This window comes from Streptomyces sp. NPDC055189, from assembly GCF_053606765.1.
Window position 1 is genome coordinate 148,633 of record NZ_JBSGSG010000013.1, and the last position, 15,784, is coordinate 164,416.

General features: G+C 70.0%; 14 protein-coding genes. 13 read left to right on the top strand and 1 reads right to left on the bottom strand.

The genetic code is table 11. From position 1 onward, the window contains the following. The first annotated feature begins 98 nt into the window (after window positions 1-98). Window positions 99-632, top strand: a complete 534-nt coding sequence (locus ACWFR3_RS13015) for a helix-turn-helix domain-containing protein (protein ID WP_453734606.1) — start codon at window positions 99-101, stop codon at window positions 630-632. A gap of 74 nt (window positions 633-706) precedes the next feature. On the opposite strand, the gene ACWFR3_RS13020 is transcribed toward ACWFR3_RS13015, so the two are convergent. Then, window positions 707-1,252, bottom strand: coding sequence for a peptidoglycan-binding domain-containing protein (locus ACWFR3_RS13020; RefSeq protein ID WP_453734607.1), 546 nt, complete (start codon window positions 1,250-1,252; stop codon window positions 707-709). Window positions 1,253-1,607: 355 nt separating this feature from the next. On the opposite strand from ACWFR3_RS13020, the gene ACWFR3_RS13025 reads away from it, so the two are divergent. The 12 genes from ACWFR3_RS13025 (at window position 1,608) to ACWFR3_RS13080 (ending at window position 15,711) form a co-directional block, all read left to right on the top strand. Further along, the gene (locus ACWFR3_RS13025; RefSeq protein ID WP_453734608.1) at window positions 1,608-2,744 is read left to right on the top strand and encodes an XRE family transcriptional regulator; all 1,137 of its coding nucleotides are present in this window, start codon (window positions 1,608-1,610) and stop codon (window positions 2,742-2,744) included. A 399-nt stretch (window positions 2,745-3,143) separates the two neighbouring features. Further along, window positions 3,144-4,133, top strand: a complete 990-nt coding sequence (locus tag ACWFR3_RS13030; protein ID WP_453734609.1) for a malate dehydrogenase — start codon at window positions 3,144-3,146, stop codon at window positions 4,131-4,133. Between the two features lie 185 nt (window positions 4,134-4,318). Next, window positions 4,319-6,157 (top strand): hypothetical protein, encoded by a 1,839-nt coding sequence (locus ACWFR3_RS13035; RefSeq protein ID WP_453734610.1) that lies wholly within the window; start codon window positions 4,319-4,321, stop codon window positions 6,155-6,157. After that, the gene (locus tag ACWFR3_RS13040; protein WP_453734611.1) at window positions 6,154-6,534 is read left to right on the top strand and encodes a hypothetical protein; all 381 of its coding nucleotides are present in this window, start codon (window positions 6,154-6,156) and stop codon (window positions 6,532-6,534) included. Before ACWFR3_RS13035 ends, ACWFR3_RS13040 begins: the two co-directional genes overlap by 4 nt. 10 nt (window positions 6,535-6,544) lie before the next feature. Then, entirely contained in the window at window positions 6,545-7,315 is a 771-nt protein-coding gene (locus tag ACWFR3_RS13045) for a hypothetical protein (RefSeq protein WP_453734612.1), read from the top strand. A gap of 58 nt (window positions 7,316-7,373) precedes the next feature. Then, a complete protein-coding gene (locus ACWFR3_RS13050; protein ID WP_453734613.1) occupies window positions 7,374-7,622 on the top strand; it encodes a helix-turn-helix transcriptional regulator in 249 nt (82 codons plus the stop codon). After that, window positions 7,619-8,200: a hypothetical protein gene (locus ACWFR3_RS13055; RefSeq protein ID WP_453734614.1), complete on the top strand. Its 582-nt coding sequence runs from the start codon at window positions 7,619-7,621 to the stop codon at window positions 8,198-8,200. Before ACWFR3_RS13050 ends, ACWFR3_RS13055 begins: the two co-directional genes overlap by 4 nt. Window positions 8,201-8,357: 157 nt before the next feature. Next, entirely contained in the window at window positions 8,358-9,887 is a 1,530-nt protein-coding gene (locus tag ACWFR3_RS13060; RefSeq protein ID WP_453734615.1) for an aldehyde dehydrogenase family protein, read from the top strand. 137 nt (window positions 9,888-10,024) lie between these two features. Further along, window positions 10,025-11,563, top strand: coding sequence for a GMC family oxidoreductase (locus tag ACWFR3_RS13065; RefSeq protein ID WP_453734616.1), 1,539 nt, complete (start codon window positions 10,025-10,027; stop codon window positions 11,561-11,563). Continuing rightward, complete coding sequence (locus tag ACWFR3_RS13070) at window positions 11,560-12,669, top strand: quaternary amine ABC transporter ATP-binding protein (protein WP_453734617.1); 1,110 nt, start codon at window positions 11,560-11,562, stop codon at window positions 12,667-12,669. Before ACWFR3_RS13065 ends, ACWFR3_RS13070 begins: the two co-directional genes overlap by 4 nt. Continuing rightward, window positions 12,666-14,684 (top strand): ABC transporter permease, encoded by a 2,019-nt coding sequence (locus tag ACWFR3_RS13075; protein WP_453734618.1) that lies wholly within the window; start codon window positions 12,666-12,668, stop codon window positions 14,682-14,684. The genes ACWFR3_RS13070 and ACWFR3_RS13075 overlap by 4 nt, the downstream gene beginning before the upstream one ends. Window positions 14,685-14,748: 64 nt before the next feature. After that, the gene (locus ACWFR3_RS13080) at window positions 14,749-15,711 is read left to right on the top strand and encodes a glycine betaine ABC transporter substrate-binding protein (RefSeq protein ID WP_453734619.1); all 963 of its coding nucleotides are present in this window, start codon (window positions 14,749-14,751) and stop codon (window positions 15,709-15,711) included. Window positions 15,712-15,784: the final 73 nt, after the last annotated feature.

The window sequence follows — 15,784 nt, forward strand, 5'->3', positions numbered from 1 at the left end:
GTGCCCGGGCCGCTACACGCGGTGGTCCGCGCGGAGGGAACCACTTCGGGTCGGCCCGCCGTCATGGGGTCAAACTGGGCACATGCTGGGGGTGAAGCATGAGTGCTGCCTGGCAGCCGCTTCCGGAGGCACTTCCGCCGGAAGTACGGCATTTCGTCGAACAGCTGCGGCTGCTCAAGGACCGCACCGGCCTGAGCCTGATCGCACTCGGCAAGGAGACGTCCTACAGCAAGTCCTCCTGGCAGCGTTACCTCAACGCACAGCAGCCGCCGCCCCGGCAGGCGGTCGCGGCGCTGTGCCGGGTGGCGGGAGCGGACCCGGAGAGGTTCGGGGCGCGCTGGGAGTTGGCGGTGCGGGTGTGGCCGCGGGGAGAGGTGGTCGAGGAGGTCGCCGTCGTACGGAGCGGGAGCGGGAGCGGGGTGCGGTCCGGGGGCGAGCCCTTTCGGGCCGAACTGTCCCGTGCCGAACTCTCCCGTGCCGAGTTCTCCGATGCCGAGTTCCCCGGTGACGAGGAGACCCTCCCCTGGTGGGAACTGCCCGCTCCCGCGCCGCCCTGGCGGTTCGTCGCCTGCTCCGCGCTCGTCGTCGTCGTACTGCTGCTCGCGGTGCTGCTGTGGGTCCTGGCCCGGTAGCGCCGCGCGCACGGAGCGGGGGCCGCCACCAAGTGACGGCCCCCGCGTGCGGGAGAGGCTGCCGGAGTCGGCTGTCAGCCGCGCCAGTTGTACGCGGCCTTCTTCCACTTTCCGTCGATCTTCACGTAGTACGTGCCGGAGAGGCGCTTGAAGCCGGCGTCGTGCTTGTAGCCGCTGTAAGTGATGTGTCCGCCGCCGCCGGGCCCGTTCAGGAAGTCGTCGGCGACGCCGAACGTCTCCTTGCCGACGATGCCGTCGACGTCCTCCAGGTCCTCGTGCTGCTGCCACCACTTCGTGGCCGACTCGGTCTTGCGGCCGAAGCTGCCGTCGATGTCCGACTTCTTGAAGATGTGCCGGTTGCCGTTGCCGTCCTTCCACTTGGCCCCGTCCGCGTACAGGACGGTCTGCCAGAGGCGCGTGGCGTTGCTGTTCGCGTGGCTGTGCCGGGACAGGGTGCCCTCGTCGCCCCAGTCGTTGTACGCGGCGCCCTTGCCGTCGACGACGTGCGGCCCACTGGCCTGTGCGAGCGACGCGGTGCCGCCGAGCGCGATGGCCGCCCCCGCCGTCACGGCGACCGCCGAGGCGAGCAGCCGCTTCCGCTTGGCCATACTGGTGTGCATGTGATCCCCCTAGGTGCTGCGTTGACGTCTCCGATGCTTCCGCCCGGCGGCAATTCGCAAAAGGGTGAACCCGTGCAATCGGGACGCCATGGGACGTCCCGGGCCGCTACCTGGGGTTCCGCATCGTGGACCGGGACGGCGGTGGGACACTGGACGCCGGACCGCAAGGAGTGCGACGGTGCACGCCAGTGGCCCGAACGCTCCCGTGCGCCCCCGGTCCGGGAACTGACATCCTGACTTCCGGCATCCCTCTGGGTAGCCCATGACAGGGAGCAGCGGGGGCTGCCTCATGGGCAGAGCGGGGGGAACCACGCGCGGGGGCAAGTTGGCACGTACGGGGGGAATAGGGGGAGTAATGCCTCGTTGGAAGGCGCTACCGGATGAGCTCGACCCGCAGGTCAGGGAGTTCGCCAGTCAGTTGCGAAGGCTCGTCGACCGCAGTGGCCTGAGCATCGCCGCGGTGTCCGACCGCACCGGGTACAGCAAGACGTCGTGGGAGCGCTATCTGAACGGGCGGCTGCTCGCTCCGAAGGGTGCGATCGTCGCGCTTGCCGAGGTGACGGGCACCAACCCCGTTCACCTCATCACCATGTGGGAGCTCGCCGAGCGCGCGTGGAGCCGCTCCGAGATGCGGCACGACATGACCATGCAGGCGATCCGGATCTCCCAGGCGCGGGCCGCGCTCGGGGAGCTGGGGCCGAACCCGCCCAAGACCAAGGGCAAGGAGAACGGCGGCACGGCACGCAACGGCGCGCCGGGTGCGGGCGCAGGTGGGGGAGTCGGTTCCGGTTCCGGTTCCGGTGTGGATTCCGCCGAGCGCCCCGACCGCCCCGGCCGTGCGGGCGGGGGCGCCCCCGGGGTCGCGGGCCCCGCGCCCACGGTCCCGCCGCAGACACCTTCGTACGGACCCGCGGGCGCGGGCGGAGGCGACCTGGGTGTCGTCGCGGCGCCGCCCGGCGCGCAGGGGCCGGGCCGCGGCGCGGACTCTCCCGACCGGCAGCGGCGGCGCAGGAAGCTGACGATGTTCCTCGCGGGTGTCGTCGGCGCGCTCGTCGTCATAGCCGCCGCCGTCTTCCTGACGGACCTCGGCAAGGACGACAAGGGCGACGAGAGCGCCAAGCCGTCGGCGTCCCCGAGCGCCAGCGACAAGGACCTGCCCGCGGGCGTCGAGTGCAGCGGCAAGAGCTGCACCGGCAAGGACCCGGAGACCATGGGCTGCGGCGGCGAGCTGGCCAGCACGACGACCCGCGCCACGGTCGGCAAGGCGCTGGTCGAGGTCCGCTACAGCAAGACGTGCGGGGCGGCCTGGGCGCGCATCACGCAGGCGGCGCCGGGCGACAAGGTCACCATCACCGGCGAGGGCGCCGCCAAGCAGAACGGGACCGTGAACGCGGACTTGGACGCCTACACCCCGATGGTGGCCGTCAAGGACGGTGCGTCGGCGGAGGCCTGCGCGACGCTCAAGGCCGGCCAGACGGGCTGCACGCAGTAGGCGTCGCCCGGACCGGGCTTCGAGGGGGTGGCCCCATCGGCGGGAGGTGGCGGCCACCACAGGGGGGGGGAGCGTGGTGGCCGCCCGGGGGTGTGACCACTCCCGTGGGGGTACTGCTCCGTGTGCCCGCACTTGTCGAAGCCATGCCTGTCTGTTTCGCAGATTTTTCGCGGGGGCCGAACGGGGTCCGCGGAGCCCCTCCGGACAGCGCGGATGGATCTCTGTGGGGTGGGCCACACCCTCCCGGGGTTCGGGGGTCGGCGGGGCGCGATAGCCTGACGGCGGATCTCTCTTGATGCCAAGAGATCGATCATCGAGAGGCGATCGACGAGGGCGTCGGCAGGGGATCCAGCACAAGGGGCAGGGACCCCCACCGCCAGCTTTCTTACGGAGATCGCCATGACCCGCACTCCCGTGAACGTCACCGTCACCGGCGCGGCCGGCCAGATCGGCTACGCGCTGCTCTTCCGCATCGCCTCCGGCCACCTGCTCGGCGCGGACGTGCCGGTCAACCTGCGACTGCTCGAGATCACGCCGGCCCTGAAGGCCGCCGAGGGCACCGCCATGGAGCTCGACGACTGTGCCTTCCCGCTGCTGAACTCGATCGAGATCAGCGACGACCCGAACGTCGCCTTCGACGGCGCGAACGTCGCCCTCCTCGTCGGTGCCCGCCCCCGCACCAAGGGCATGGAGCGCGGCGACCTGCTCTCCGCCAACGGCGGCATCTTCAAGCCGCAGGGCAAGGCCATCAACGACAACGCCGCGGACGACATCAAGGTCCTCGTCGTGGGCAACCCGGCCAACACCAACGCGCTCATCGCGCAGGCCGCCGCCCCGGACGTGCCGGCCGAGCGCTTCACCGCGATGACCCGCCTGGACCACAACCGCGCGCTCTCGCAGCTCGCGAAGAAGACCGGCTCCTCGGTCGCCGACATCAAGCGCCTCACCATCTGGGGCAACCACTCGGCCACCCAGTACCCCGACATCTTCCACGCGGAGATCGCCGGCAAGAACGCCGCGGACGTCGTGAGCGACCAGTCCTGGCTCGCCGACGACTTCATCCCGACCGTCGCCAAGCGCGGCGCCGCGATCATCGAGGCCCGTGGCGCGTCCTCGGCCGCGTCCGCCGCCAACGCCGCCATCGACCACGTCCACACGTGGGTGAACGGCACGGCCGCCGGTGACTGGACCTCCATGGGTATCCCGTCGGACGGCTCGTACGGCGTTCCGGAGGGCCTCATCTCCTCCTTCCCCGTCACCACCAATGACGGCAAGTACGAGATCGTCCAGGGCCTGGAGATCAACGAGTTCTCGCGCACGCGCATCGACGCGTCCGTGCAGGAGCTCACCGAGGAGCGCGAGGCGGTCCGCGGCCTCGGCCTCATCTAGTACGGCCTCACGTACGGCTCCGCCCGTACGCGCGTTCGCCCACCTCGCCCCCGGCAGCCGCTCGATCGGCAGCCGGGGGCGAGGTGCGTTCCTTCACTTATCCGAGGGGTAAAAACGCCTTTCTGTGGCCATGGTGTACACGCTCAGTTACTCTCCAATTCCGCTTTATCCTGACGGAGTTGGCCATGGCAGGTAGTACCGAGGCCACCAGACTGCTCTGCGCCGGCGTCCATCTGGACGCGGTGTTTCGCAGGAAGGTCGTCTCAGAACTCGTCGGCCACGCGGAGCGCCCCGTGGCGCCGCCGCTCGGTGCCGACGTCCTTCCGGTGCTCGCGCACGCGCTGCGCGCCCGGCGCGACGAACTGTTCACCGCGCTGCTCCTGGCCGCCGTGTGGATCGGGTTCCTCGCCACCGACGCGGTGATGACCTGGGACGCCCTCGAGGACTCGCGGGACGGAGATTCGGGTGTCTCCGGGGCGGACCTGGCGCTGCTCGCCTTCGACCCGGATGACCTCGTCGACTCGGGCCCCGGCGGCACGTTCGGCGCGTTCGTGCCGGGCGGCTGGGCGATCGCGTACGCCGTGGTGGTCCTGCTCCTGTGGCTCGCCAGGGCCGTCTCGGGCCGGGGTACGGACGCTGGGACCCTGCGGCAGCTGGAGCTGCCCGCACCGCTGGCCTGGCTGCGGCGCAGGATCGGCTGGCTGGTGACGGCGTTCGCGTGGTGGTGCGCCGCTTCGTACGCGGTCTCCGCGATCGCCGTGGTCAGGGACACCCCGTACCCCTTGATCTTCCCGCTGCTCGTCGCGGCCGTGGTGTGGCGCCACCAGTTCCTGCGCAAGCGGACCCTGCGCACGCAGCTGGCCCGCCAGACCTTCGCCGAGACCGAACAGCCCGGCATCCCGAAACGGTTCTCCCGCATCGTCGACTGCATCCACCGCGAGCAGAACGCGCCGGTCACCCTCTACGACGCCAACCGCCCCTTCGTCGGCGCGGGAAAGCCCCGCAAGCCGTGGTCGGTCGTGCTCGAACTGCGGCGCGCCGAGACGGAGAAGGACGGCGGGATCGGCGTGGTGCCCTCTGCGCGCGCGTATGAACCGCTCGCCGCGCGTGAGGTCATCAAGATGATCGAGCCGCGCCTGAAGGATCTGCGCCGGTCCGCCGCCGCCACCAGTGTGGACCGCCTGCGGGACCTGGAGATCGAGGAGTTCGTCTATCTCCCCGCGGGCGCGGGCCGCGACGAGCAGCTCTACACCGGACACGGCTTCGATACCGCGGGGGTCTACGACTCCGGGCAGGCCGCCCGGCATCTCGAACGGGCGGCGGGCGAGGGCGGCGAGGCGCGGCGGCACTTCCTGCGGATCCGGGTCGGCGCGTGGAACGAACAGGTCGTCGTCTCGCTCCTGGTCCGGGTGCACACGCAGGGCGGCATGCTGGTCCTCGAAGTGGTGCCGCACGTGCTCGGGCCGATCGTCCCCGCGTTCCGCGAGGTCGACGCGATCGTGGCCGGAGAGCCGGAAGGCCCGGTCCGCGACGCCGTGCGGGCCTGCGTCGACGGTCCCGCGGTGGGCGTGGCGGTCGGCATCGCGGCCCTGCGCGCACTGCCCTCGCTCATCCCCTCGTTCCGGCTCTGGCTGGCCCAGCCCGAAGCCGCGTCCGAGCCCGCCGCGGCACCCGCACGCGCCCTGCGGTCCCTGCGGTCCTTGTGCGTCCGGCTCGGCATCGGCCGCCCCGTGCAGCCGCCGCCGGACGCCCCGCTGGTCAGCCTGCGGCAACTGGCGAGCACCGACGACCTCTCGCTCTTCCAGGAGATGGACGTCGCCCGCTACATCCGTACCCTCCAGGACCGCATCGGCGAGGGCGTGCGCGACGCGCTGCGGGCCGGTGGCTTCCGCACGGACCGGCTCGAACAGCACATCACGCAGATCAACAACAGCGGGGTCTACATCTCGGAGATGTCCGGCGGCGCTCTCGCCACCGGCTCCCACGGCCAGGCCACGCACACCACCGAGAGGAGCACGGCATGAGCGGCGACGGGGACACCGGCGGGGGAGCGCACGTCCAGATCGGTTCGATCACCGGCGGCTCGCAGGCCTTCGGTTCGCACGGCAAGGCGGAGTCCACCAACCACACGGTGGTGGTGTCGGACCCGAGGCAGCAGCACCTGCTCACGCAGGTCCGGGCACTTCGGGGGGAGTTGAGCCGGGCGTCCGAACTCACTGCCGACGACCAGGCACTCGACACCGAACTGGACGAGGTGGAGCGGGAGATCGGCCGCGCGGGACACAGTGGCAGCGGGCTGCTCGGCAGGCTCCGTACGCGCCTGGAGCAGTACGGCGCCGCCGCCGCGACAGCCGCGTCCGTCACGGCGGTCCTCCAGGCGATCGCCCAGATCACGGGCTGAGTGACGAGCGGTGCGCATCTTCGACGACGACCGCCAGGAATGGGTCGGCCACGAGCAGGAACAGCGGATCGCCGAGCTCCACGACCGCGACGCGGTGCGCCAGGGCAAGGCGCAGCGCGGCGCCGTGGCGCTCCTCGCGGTGTGCGGTCTGGTCTTCGGGGCATGGGCGCTCGGCTGGAAGGACGAGCCGGAGCCGAAGGGGTATCTGACGGCACACGAGCCCGTGCGGAGCGCCGACGCCGGCACGGACGGTGAGGGCGGGGACACCGCGGCCCCCTCCCCGGAGGGCGTGCCGCCGGCCCCGTACGAAGAGGTGACCGACCAGGAGGGCTACCGGCTCGCGGTGCCGAGGGGCTGGATTCGCGACGCGGACCCCGGCCAGGACTCCACCATCGTCAACTACCGCAGTCCGGAGGGAAACCGGCGGCTGCAGGTGTACCGGGTGGCGGAGCCGTCACCGTACGAATCGCTGCGGATGTGGCTGGACGCGGAAGGCAAGCCCGGCGGCTTCGACCAACTCGCGCCTCTGGAGCGCACGGACGACGGGGGCCGTCCCGCGGCACGGCTCGAATACACGGCCGACCGGTTCAAGGGCGAGCCGGACATCGGCACCTGGCACGTCGTCGACCACCGCTTCGAGGCAGTGGACGGCGAGCTGTACGCCCTCGCGGTGTACGGCTCCGACACGGACGGCAGGGCCGACGAGGAGGACTTCATGACCGTCGCGCTCACGTGGTTCTGCCCGCCGGACGAGATCTGCCCCGAGCCCGGCTCGGACTGACACGGCTGTACGCACCCTCCCGTTGCGCACCTGCTCAGCAATGTAGTACTTCTTATACATGAGCGAGCAAGTGCACAACAGGTTGGCGATGGTGCGCGCGGAGCGGAAGGTGTCGCGCCAGAGCCTGGCCGAGGCGGTGGGAGTCCACTACCAGACCATCGGCTACATCGAGCGCGGGCAGTACAACCCCAGCCTCGACCTGGCGCTGAAGATCGCGGGGTTCTTCGGGCTGCCGGTGGAGGCGCTGTTCTCCCTCGAGCCGTTCCGCCCGCTCACGGACGAGGTCTACGGGAGGAGCAAGGGATGACGGACCAGCAGCGGGTGCGGGGAACGCGGGCGCAGGGGATACGGACGCGGGAGATGACCGGGTACGACCGGCGGATGGTCGCGCTCATGAACCGGCGCGAGGCGGCGCCCATGTACGCCACCGTCACACGCAGGCGCATCGCGGTCGGCGCCCACATCGCGCTGACCGTGGCGAGCGTCGCGGCCTGGCTGCTCACGGTCGTCGGCGATCAGCGCTGGGCGATGTGGACGATGCTCGGGCTCCTGCTGCCGTGGTGCGTCGCCACCGGCGTCATCAACGCCGCCACGCGCGGCCTCCTGGACCTGCGCGAACGCGCCCTCGACGAGCGGCAGCGCGCGGAGCGGCTCCGCGTCGAGGCACGCGCCCGGCAGATCATGCTGTGGCTGCTCCTGGCCGCCGCGGTCGGCGCGGGGGTCGTCGCGAACCGGGGATGGGGCGCCGAGGGGCTGCTCTTCCCCGTGCTCTTCACCGCGTTCGTCGTGCACTGGCTGATGCCGCTGTGGGTGGCCGGACTCGCCGTGCAGGACGAGCCCGAGGACCTCGATTTCGAGGGGGACGACATCCGGGACCGCAGCTAAATCGGCAACTTGGCCGCACAAACCCGTCTTTCCGCGTACCTTTCGCCCCAAGTGCCCGCACACGCAGTGACACAGAGCACTTTCAGTTATGTAATGCGCATGGTTTCTCTGCCTTAGGGCAGATGGACCCGGCTACCGCGAGTGACAGGCGGGGCGTATGACAGGAACGGAAGGCAAACGGGACGTGTCCGCACAACAGACCATCCATGTGGGCGGAGAGTGGCGAAACGCCCTCTCCGGCGCCACGCGCGAGATCCTCGACCCGGCTGATGCCAAGCCGTTCGCACTGATCGCCGAGGGCGGCACCGAGGACACCGACGCGGCCATCGCCGCCGCACGTGAGGCGTTCGACCACGGACCGTGGCCGGCCACGCCCGTCGCCGAACGGGCCGCGCTGCTGCGCCGCGTGGCCGACCTCCTCGTACGGGACCGCGAGAAGATCGGGCTCCTGGAGAGCCGCGACGCCGGAAAGACCGTCGAAGAGGGCCGCGTCGACGTCGACTGCGTCGCCGACGCCTTCCGGTACTTCGCCGACCTGGTGATCGGCGAGGGCGCGGGCCGTGTGGTCGACGCCGGGTCCGACGACATCCACAGCGTCGTCGTGCACGAGCCGATCGGCGTCTGCACGATGATCACGCCCTGGAACTACCCGCTCCTGCAGGCCAGCTGGAAGATCGCCCCCGCGCTCGCCGCGGGCAACACCTTCGTCATCAAGCCGAGTGAGGTCACTCCGCTGACGACGGTCGCGCTGATCGAGCTGCTCGTCGAGGCGGGCCTCCCGGCCGGTGTCGCGAACATCGTGACCGGCCCCGGCCACACCGTCGGCGCGCGCCTGTCCGACCACCCCGACGTCGACCTGGTCTCCTTCACCGGCGGCCTCGTCTCCGGCACCAAGGTCGCGCAGGCCGCGGCCCTTGGCGTCAAGAAGGTCGCCCTGGAACTCGGCGGCAAGAACCCGAACGTCGTCTTCGCCGACGCCTGCGCCACCGAGGAGGGCTTCGACACCGCCGTCGACCAGGCGCTGAACGCCGCCTTCATCCACAGCGGGCAGGTCTGCTCCGCCGGTGGCCGCCTCATCATCGAGGAGTCGGTGCGCGAGCGCTTCGTCGCCGAACTCGCCCGCCGCGCGAGCCGCATCAGGCTCGGCCGCGGCACCGAGGACGGCGTGGAGTGCGGCCCGCTCGTCTCGCAGCAGCAGCGCGAGAAGACCGAGTCGTACGTCGCCTCCGCCCTTGAGGAAGGCGCGGTCCTGCGCTCCGGCGGCAAGCGCCCCGAGCCCAGCGAAGTGCGACCCGCGACCGGCTACTTCTACGAGCCGACCGTGCTCGACCAGTGCCACCGCGAGATGCGCGTCGTACGCGAAGAGGTCTTCGGCCCGGTCCTCACCGTCGAGACCTTCCGTACCGAGGACGAGGCCGTGGCGCTCGCCAACGACACCGAATACGGTCTCGCGGGCGCCGTCTGGACCAACGACGCGGGCCTGGGCCGCCGCATGGCCCGGCGCCTGCGCCACGGCACGGTCTGGATCAACGACTTCCACCCCTACCTGCCGCAGGCGGAGTGGGGCGGCTTCGGCAAGAGCGGCGTCGGGCGCGAGCTCGGACCCGCCGGGCTCGCCGAGTACCGCGAGTCCAAGCACATCTACCAGAACCTCGCACCGCAGCCAGTCCGCTGGTTCGCGGGCTGAGGCCCGACTCGTAGAGGCGTGCGCGAGGGCGGCAGTCCCGCCCCCGCGCACGTATGTATGTCCGTACGTCCGAGCACCCCCCGCTCTATACGCGCAAGCACCTTGCACCACACCTCGCAGGAAGAGGAGCAGCACGCATGGCTGAGACCACCGAGTACGACTACGTCATCGTCGGCGGCGGTACCGCAGGGTCGGTGATCGCCTCCCGCCTCACCGAGGACCCCGGCGTCACCGTCGCCGTCATCGAGGGCGGCCCCAGCGACATCGACCGCGAGGACGTCCTGACGCTGCGCCGCTGGCTCGGCCTCCTCGGCGGCGACCTCGACTACGGGTACACGACCACCGAGCAGCCGCGCGGCAACTCGCACATCCTGCACAGCCGCGCCAAGGTCCTCGGCGGCTGTTCGTCGCACAACACCCTGATCTCCTTCAAGCCGCTGCCCTCCGACTGGGACGAGTGGGAAGAGGCGGGCGCCACCGGCTGGGGCTCAGCGGCGATGGACCCCTTCTTCGGCAAGCTGCGCAACAACATCGTGCGCGTCGCCAAGAAGGACCAGAACCAGATCGCCACCGACTGGGTCGAGGCGACGAAGAGCGCGCTCGGCGTCCCCGAGGTCGTCGGCTTCAACGACAAGCCCTTCGACGAGGGCGTCGGCTTCTTCGACCTCTCGTACCACCCGGAGAACAACAAGCGTTCCTCCGCGTCCGTCGCCTACCTCCACCCCCACATGGAGGCCGGTGACCGCCCCAACCTGCGGCTGTACCTGGAGACCTGGGCCACCAAGCTGGAGCTGGAGGGCACCACCGCGCGCGGTGTCCGCATCCGTACGAAGGAGGGCGCGGAGCAACTGCTCACCGCCCGCCGCGAGGTGCTCGTCTGCGCGGGCGCCGTCGACACCCCGCGTCTGCTCATGCACTCCGGCATCGGCCGCGCCAAGGACCTCGAAGCCCTCGGCATCCCCGTCGTGCACGACCTGCCGGGCGTCGGCGAGAACCTCCTGGACCACCCCGAGTCGGTCATCGTCTGGGAGACCAACGGGCCGCTGCCCGACAACTCCGCGATGGACTCCGACGCGGGCCTGTTCGTGAAGCGGGACCCGGACCACAAGGGTCCGGACCTGATGTTCCACTTCTACCAGATCCCGTTCACGGACAATCCGGAGCGCATGGGCTACGAACGCCCGGAGCACGGCGTCTCGATGACCCCGAACATTCCCAAGTCCAGGGCACGAGGACGTATCTATCTGACATCGGCTGACCCGGAAGCAAAGCCTGCTCTCGACTTCAAGTACTTCGAGGACGAAAGTGACTACGACGGGCAGACGCTCGTCGACGGCATCAAACTGGCCCGCAAGGTCGCGCAGGCCGAGCCGTTCGCCAAGTGGCTCAAGCGTGAGGTCTTCCCCGGTCCCGACGTCACCGACGACGCCGAGATCAGCGAGCTGGTGCGCAAGGCCGCCCACACCGTGTACCACCCGGCAGGAACCTGCCGAATGGGTGCTTCCACTGATGAACTTGCCGTAGTCGACCCGGAGCTGAGGATTCGGGGCCTCGAGGGAATCCGAATCGCGGACGCATCCGTCTTCCCGACGATGCCTGCCGTGAACCCGATGATCGGAGTACTCATGGTCGGGGAAAAGTGCGCTGAACTGCTGACCAGGAGTGATGTCCGATGACCACCACCACTGACAAGACGCCCGCCCCCGAGCCGACGGCGCCCGAGCCCGCGGCGCCCGTCTTCGCCGTCCGGGACCTGTGGAAGGTCTTCGGACCCAAGGCGCAGCGCATCCCGGGCAACGAGGAGTACGCGGCACTCTCCGCCACCGAGCTGCGCGAGCGCACCGGTTGCACCGCGGCCGTGCGGGACGTCAGCTTCGACGTCAAGCGCGGCGAGGTCTTCGTCGTCATGGGCCTCTCCGGGTCGGGCAAGTCCACGCTGGTGCGGACCCTGACCCGGCTCATAGAGCCGACCAGCGGGTCCATATCCATGGACGGCAAGGACGTCCTCGCCATGGACAAGAACCAGCTGCGCGAGCTGCGCCGCCACAAGGCCGCGATGGTCTTCCAGAACTTCGGCCTCCTTCCGCACCGTTCGGTCCTGGACAACGTCGGCTACGGCCTGGAGATCCAGGGCGTCAGCAAGGCGGAGCGCCGCGCCAAGGCCATGGAGGTCGTCGCCAAGGTCGGCCTCGAAGGCCTCGAAGAGCGCCGCCCCACCCAGCTCTCCGGCGGCCAGCAGCAGCGCGTCGGCCTGGCCCGCGCCCTTGCCGTCGACCCCGAAGTGCTGCTCTTCGACGAGCCGTTCAGCGCGCTCGACCCGCTGATCAGGCGGGACATGCAGGAAGAGGTCATCCGCCTGCACCGCGAAGAGGGCCGCACGATGGTCTTCATCACCCACGACCTGAGCGAGGCGCTGCGCCTGGGCGACCGCATCATGCTGATGCGGGACGGCGCCATCGTGCAGCTCGGCACCCCCGAGGAGATCGTCGCCAACCCGGCCGACGACTACGTCCGCGACTTCGTCCAGGACGTCTCGCGCGAACAGGTCATCTCCGTACGCCGCGCCATGCGCCCCGCGATGGGCGACGAGGCCGAGTCCGGTGCCGCGATCGGCCCGGACACGCTGGTCGTCGACGCCATCGAGGCCGTCGCGCGCAGCGGCGAGCACTGCCGCGTCGTGGACGGCGGCCGCACCCTCGGCGTCGTCGACCACGAGCAGCTCCTCGCGGTGGTCGCGGGTCTCGACACAGATCCGCAGGACAAGGCGGTGGCAGCCGTATGAGTGCCGCCCCCGCCTCCGTACTGGAGAAGAAGGACGGCGTGTCCCCGCCGGGCCCGCCCTCCGGCGCCCCCGGGCCGCTGGCCGCTCTCCTGCGCAACCCCAAGGCGATCCTGCTGGTCAGCGCCCTCCTGGTCGCGGTCGTCTCGGCGCTCGTCACCGCGAACGGCGTCTGGCCCGCCGACCTGACCTTCGACGTGCGCTCGCCGCTCGACGACATCAACACCTGGATGGCGCAGAACCGCGACACCCACCCGATCTTTCTGTACTTCCTGCTGCACATCAGCAACACCTCGGAGTCCGCGGTCGACGGTGTGCTCAGCGGTCTGGAGAGCCTCGGCTTCATCGGGGTGACCGTCGCCGCCGTGCTCATCTCCTGGTACGCGGGCGGCGCGAATCTGCGCAAGCGCTCACTGACCCTCGCGGGCATCGCCTTCGGCACCTTCGCGGTGATCGGCGTGCTCGACGTGTGGGAAGAGGCGATGGAGACCCTCGCCCTGATGGTCGTCTGTGTGGCCGTCGCGGCGCTTGTCGGTGTGCTTCTTGGCCTCGCCGCCGGGCTCTCGGACCGTGCCGAGCGCATCCTGCGGCCGGTCTTCGACACCATGCAGGTGCTTCCGGCCTTCTCGTACCTGCTGCCGTTCGTCCTGATGTTCGACGTCGGCACTCCGGCCGTCTTCATGGCGACCGTCATCTACGCCGCCCCGCCGATGGCCCGGCTCACCTCGCTCGGCCTGCGCGGCGCCGACGCGGCGGCACTCGAAGCCTCCCAGTCGCTCGGCGCCAGCGCCTGGCAGCGGCTGTGGACGGCGCGGCTTCCGCTGGCCCGCAAGCCGATGCTGCTCGGCCTCAACCAGACGATCATGATGTGTCTCTCGATGGTCGTCCTGGCCACGGTGGTCGGCGCCGGCGGTCTGGGTGACCCGATCTTCACGGCGATCTCCACCCTCGACGTGGGCCTCGCGGCGCCGGCCGGCATCGCGATCGTGCTCATCGCCGTCTGGCTCGACCGTACGACCGCGGGATTCGGTGAACGCGTCGACGACGCGGTACCCGCGCGCAGCGCCTTCGCCACGCGCATCCTGTGGGCCGTCATGGCCGCGGTCGTCGCGGGCGCCGTCGTGCTCGGCCAGGCGCTCGGCCGCACCGAGTGGCCGGAGAACTGGGTCGTCGACATCTCCCAGCCGATCAACGAGGTCGTCGGCTGGATCGAGCGCGAGCTCGGCTCCGGCATCCCGGTCATCGGCGGCACGCTCACCTGGGCGAACGGCTTCATCGACTATGGCATCAACCCGCTGTTCGACGCCTTGCTCGCCACCCCGTGGTGGGCGGTGCTCCTGGTGGCCGGAGTCCTCGGCTATCTCGCCGGGCGCTGGCGTGCGGCGGTCACCGTCGTGCTCGCGCTCGCCGCGATCGGCGCGATGGGGCTGTGGAGCCGCTCGATGGACACGCTCTCGCAGGTGATCGCCGCGCTGGTGGTCACGCTGATCCTGGGCTTCGCCATCGGTGTGCTCGCGGCCCGCGTGCCCTGGGTGGAGCGCGGCATCCGACCGGTGCTCGACACCATGCAGACCCTGCCGGCGTTCATCTATCTCATCCCGATGATCGCGCTGTTCGGCTCCAACCCCGCGGCCGCCGCGGTGGCCTCGATCATCTACGCGCTGCCCGCCGTCATCCGCATCACGGCCCAGGGCATCCGCCAGATCGACCCCTCGGCCCTGGAGGCGGCCCGCTCGCTCGGCGCCTCCACCGGCCAGCAGCTCCGGCAGGTCCAGCTGCCGCTGGCCAGGCCCGCGCTGCTCGTCGCCCTCAACCAGGGCGTCGTCCTCGTCCTGTCCATGGTCGTCATCGGCGGCATGATCGGCGGCGGCGCGCTCGGCGTGGACGTGGTCAGGGGCCTCACCAAGGGCGACCTCGGTCTCGGTCTGACGGCCGGTATCGCGATCGTCTGCCTCGGTCTGCTGCTCGACCGCATCTCCCAGCCCGGCGCCGACGTCAAGGAACGCGCACTGCGCTGACGTACGTCCGCCCCGCGGAACTTCGCTCTTCAGCTGCTCTCCTGCTACGTAAGGGAACAATCTCGTGAACTACAACAAGCGGATACGCACAGCCGTCGTCGCCGGTCTCGGCGCCGCGTCCATGGTGGCGCTCAGCGCCTGCGGCGCCGCCGACACGAAGTCCTCCGGCAGCGCCGACGAGGTCACCATCACGGTCCCCTCGTGGGTCGGCGCGCGCGCCAACGCCGAGGTCGCCAAGAAGCTCCTCGAGGACGAGGTCGGCGTCAAGAAGGTCGAACTGCAGCAGCTCGACGAGCCGATCGCCTGGGACGCGCTGAACAACGGCAAGGCCGACGCGATCCTGGAGGACTGGGACGGCCAGCCCAAGAAGCAGAAGCTCTACATCGACCAGAAGAAGACGGTCGTCAAGGGCGGCGACCTGGGCGTCACCGGGCACATCGGCTGGTACGTGCCGAAGTACTACGCGGACAAGCACCCGGAGATCCTTGACTACAAGAACCTCAACAAGTTCGCCAAGGACTTCAAGAGCAACCGCAGCGGCGGCAAGGGCGAGTTCATCGGCGCGGCCCCCTCGTACACCACGTACGACGAGTTCCTGATCAAGAACCACAAGCTGAACTTCAAGATCAAGGACACCGGCAACGAGGCCGCGCAGATCAAGGAGATCCAGCGCAAGTACGACGCCAAGGAGCCCTTCATCAGCTACTGGTGGGAGCCCCTGTGGGCGAACGCCGACATGGACCTGGTCGAGGTGAAGCTGCCGGAGTTCAAGGAGGGCTGCAACGAGCCCGAGGCCAAGACCGAGTGCGGCTACGCCAACACCCCGCTGCAGAAGTACTTCAACGCCGACTTCGCCAAGGACGGCGGCGACGCCGCGAAGTTCCTGAAGAACTTCAAGTGGACGACCGAGGAGCAGAACGAGGTCGCCATGTCGATCGCCAAGGACAAGATGTCCGGCGAGGCCGCGGCCGAGAAGTGGATCAAGGAGAACAAGGCGACGTGGGAGAAGTGGGTCCCGAAGAAGTGACGTCGCGGACGGCCGTCAGCGGCTGATCCTTTGGTGTGACGGTGCCGGGTGTCCCGCGCGAATCGCGCGGGAC

Excerpts from the sequence above, each read along its gene's own strand:
- ACWFR3_RS13025 (WP_453734608.1), top strand. The coding sequence starts at position 1,608 with ATGCCTCGTTGGAAGGCGCTACCGGATGAGCTCGACCCGCAGGTCAGG.
- ACWFR3_RS13065 (WP_453734616.1), top strand. The coding sequence starts at position 10,025 with ATGGCTGAGACCACCGAGTACGACTACGTCATCGTCGGCGGCGGTACC.
- ACWFR3_RS13070 (WP_453734617.1), top strand. The coding sequence starts at position 11,560 with ATGACCACCACCACTGACAAGACGCCCGCCCCCGAGCCGACGGCGCCC.
- ACWFR3_RS13040 (WP_453734611.1), top strand. The coding sequence starts at position 6,154 with ATGAGCGGCGACGGGGACACCGGCGGGGGAGCGCACGTCCAGATCGGT.
- ACWFR3_RS13060 (WP_453734615.1), top strand. The coding sequence starts at position 8,358 with ATGACAGGAACGGAAGGCAAACGGGACGTGTCCGCACAACAGACCATC.
- ACWFR3_RS13030 (WP_453734609.1), top strand. The coding sequence starts at position 3,144 with ATGACCCGCACTCCCGTGAACGTCACCGTCACCGGCGCGGCCGGCCAG.
- ACWFR3_RS13075 (WP_453734618.1), top strand. The coding sequence starts at position 12,666 with ATGAGTGCCGCCCCCGCCTCCGTACTGGAGAAGAAGGACGGCGTGTCC.
- ACWFR3_RS13050 (WP_453734613.1), top strand. The coding sequence starts at position 7,374 with ATGAGCGAGCAAGTGCACAACAGGTTGGCGATGGTGCGCGCGGAGCGG.
- ACWFR3_RS13020 (WP_453734607.1), bottom strand. The coding sequence starts at position 1,252 with ATGCACACCAGTATGGCCAAGCGGAAGCGGCTGCTCGCCTCGGCGGTC.
- ACWFR3_RS13035 (WP_453734610.1), top strand. The coding sequence starts at position 4,319 with ATGGCAGGTAGTACCGAGGCCACCAGACTGCTCTGCGCCGGCGTCCAT.
- ACWFR3_RS13055 (WP_453734614.1), top strand. The coding sequence starts at position 7,619 with ATGACGGACCAGCAGCGGGTGCGGGGAACGCGGGCGCAGGGGATACGG.
- ACWFR3_RS13015 (WP_453734606.1), top strand. The coding sequence starts at position 99 with ATGAGTGCTGCCTGGCAGCCGCTTCCGGAGGCACTTCCGCCGGAAGTA.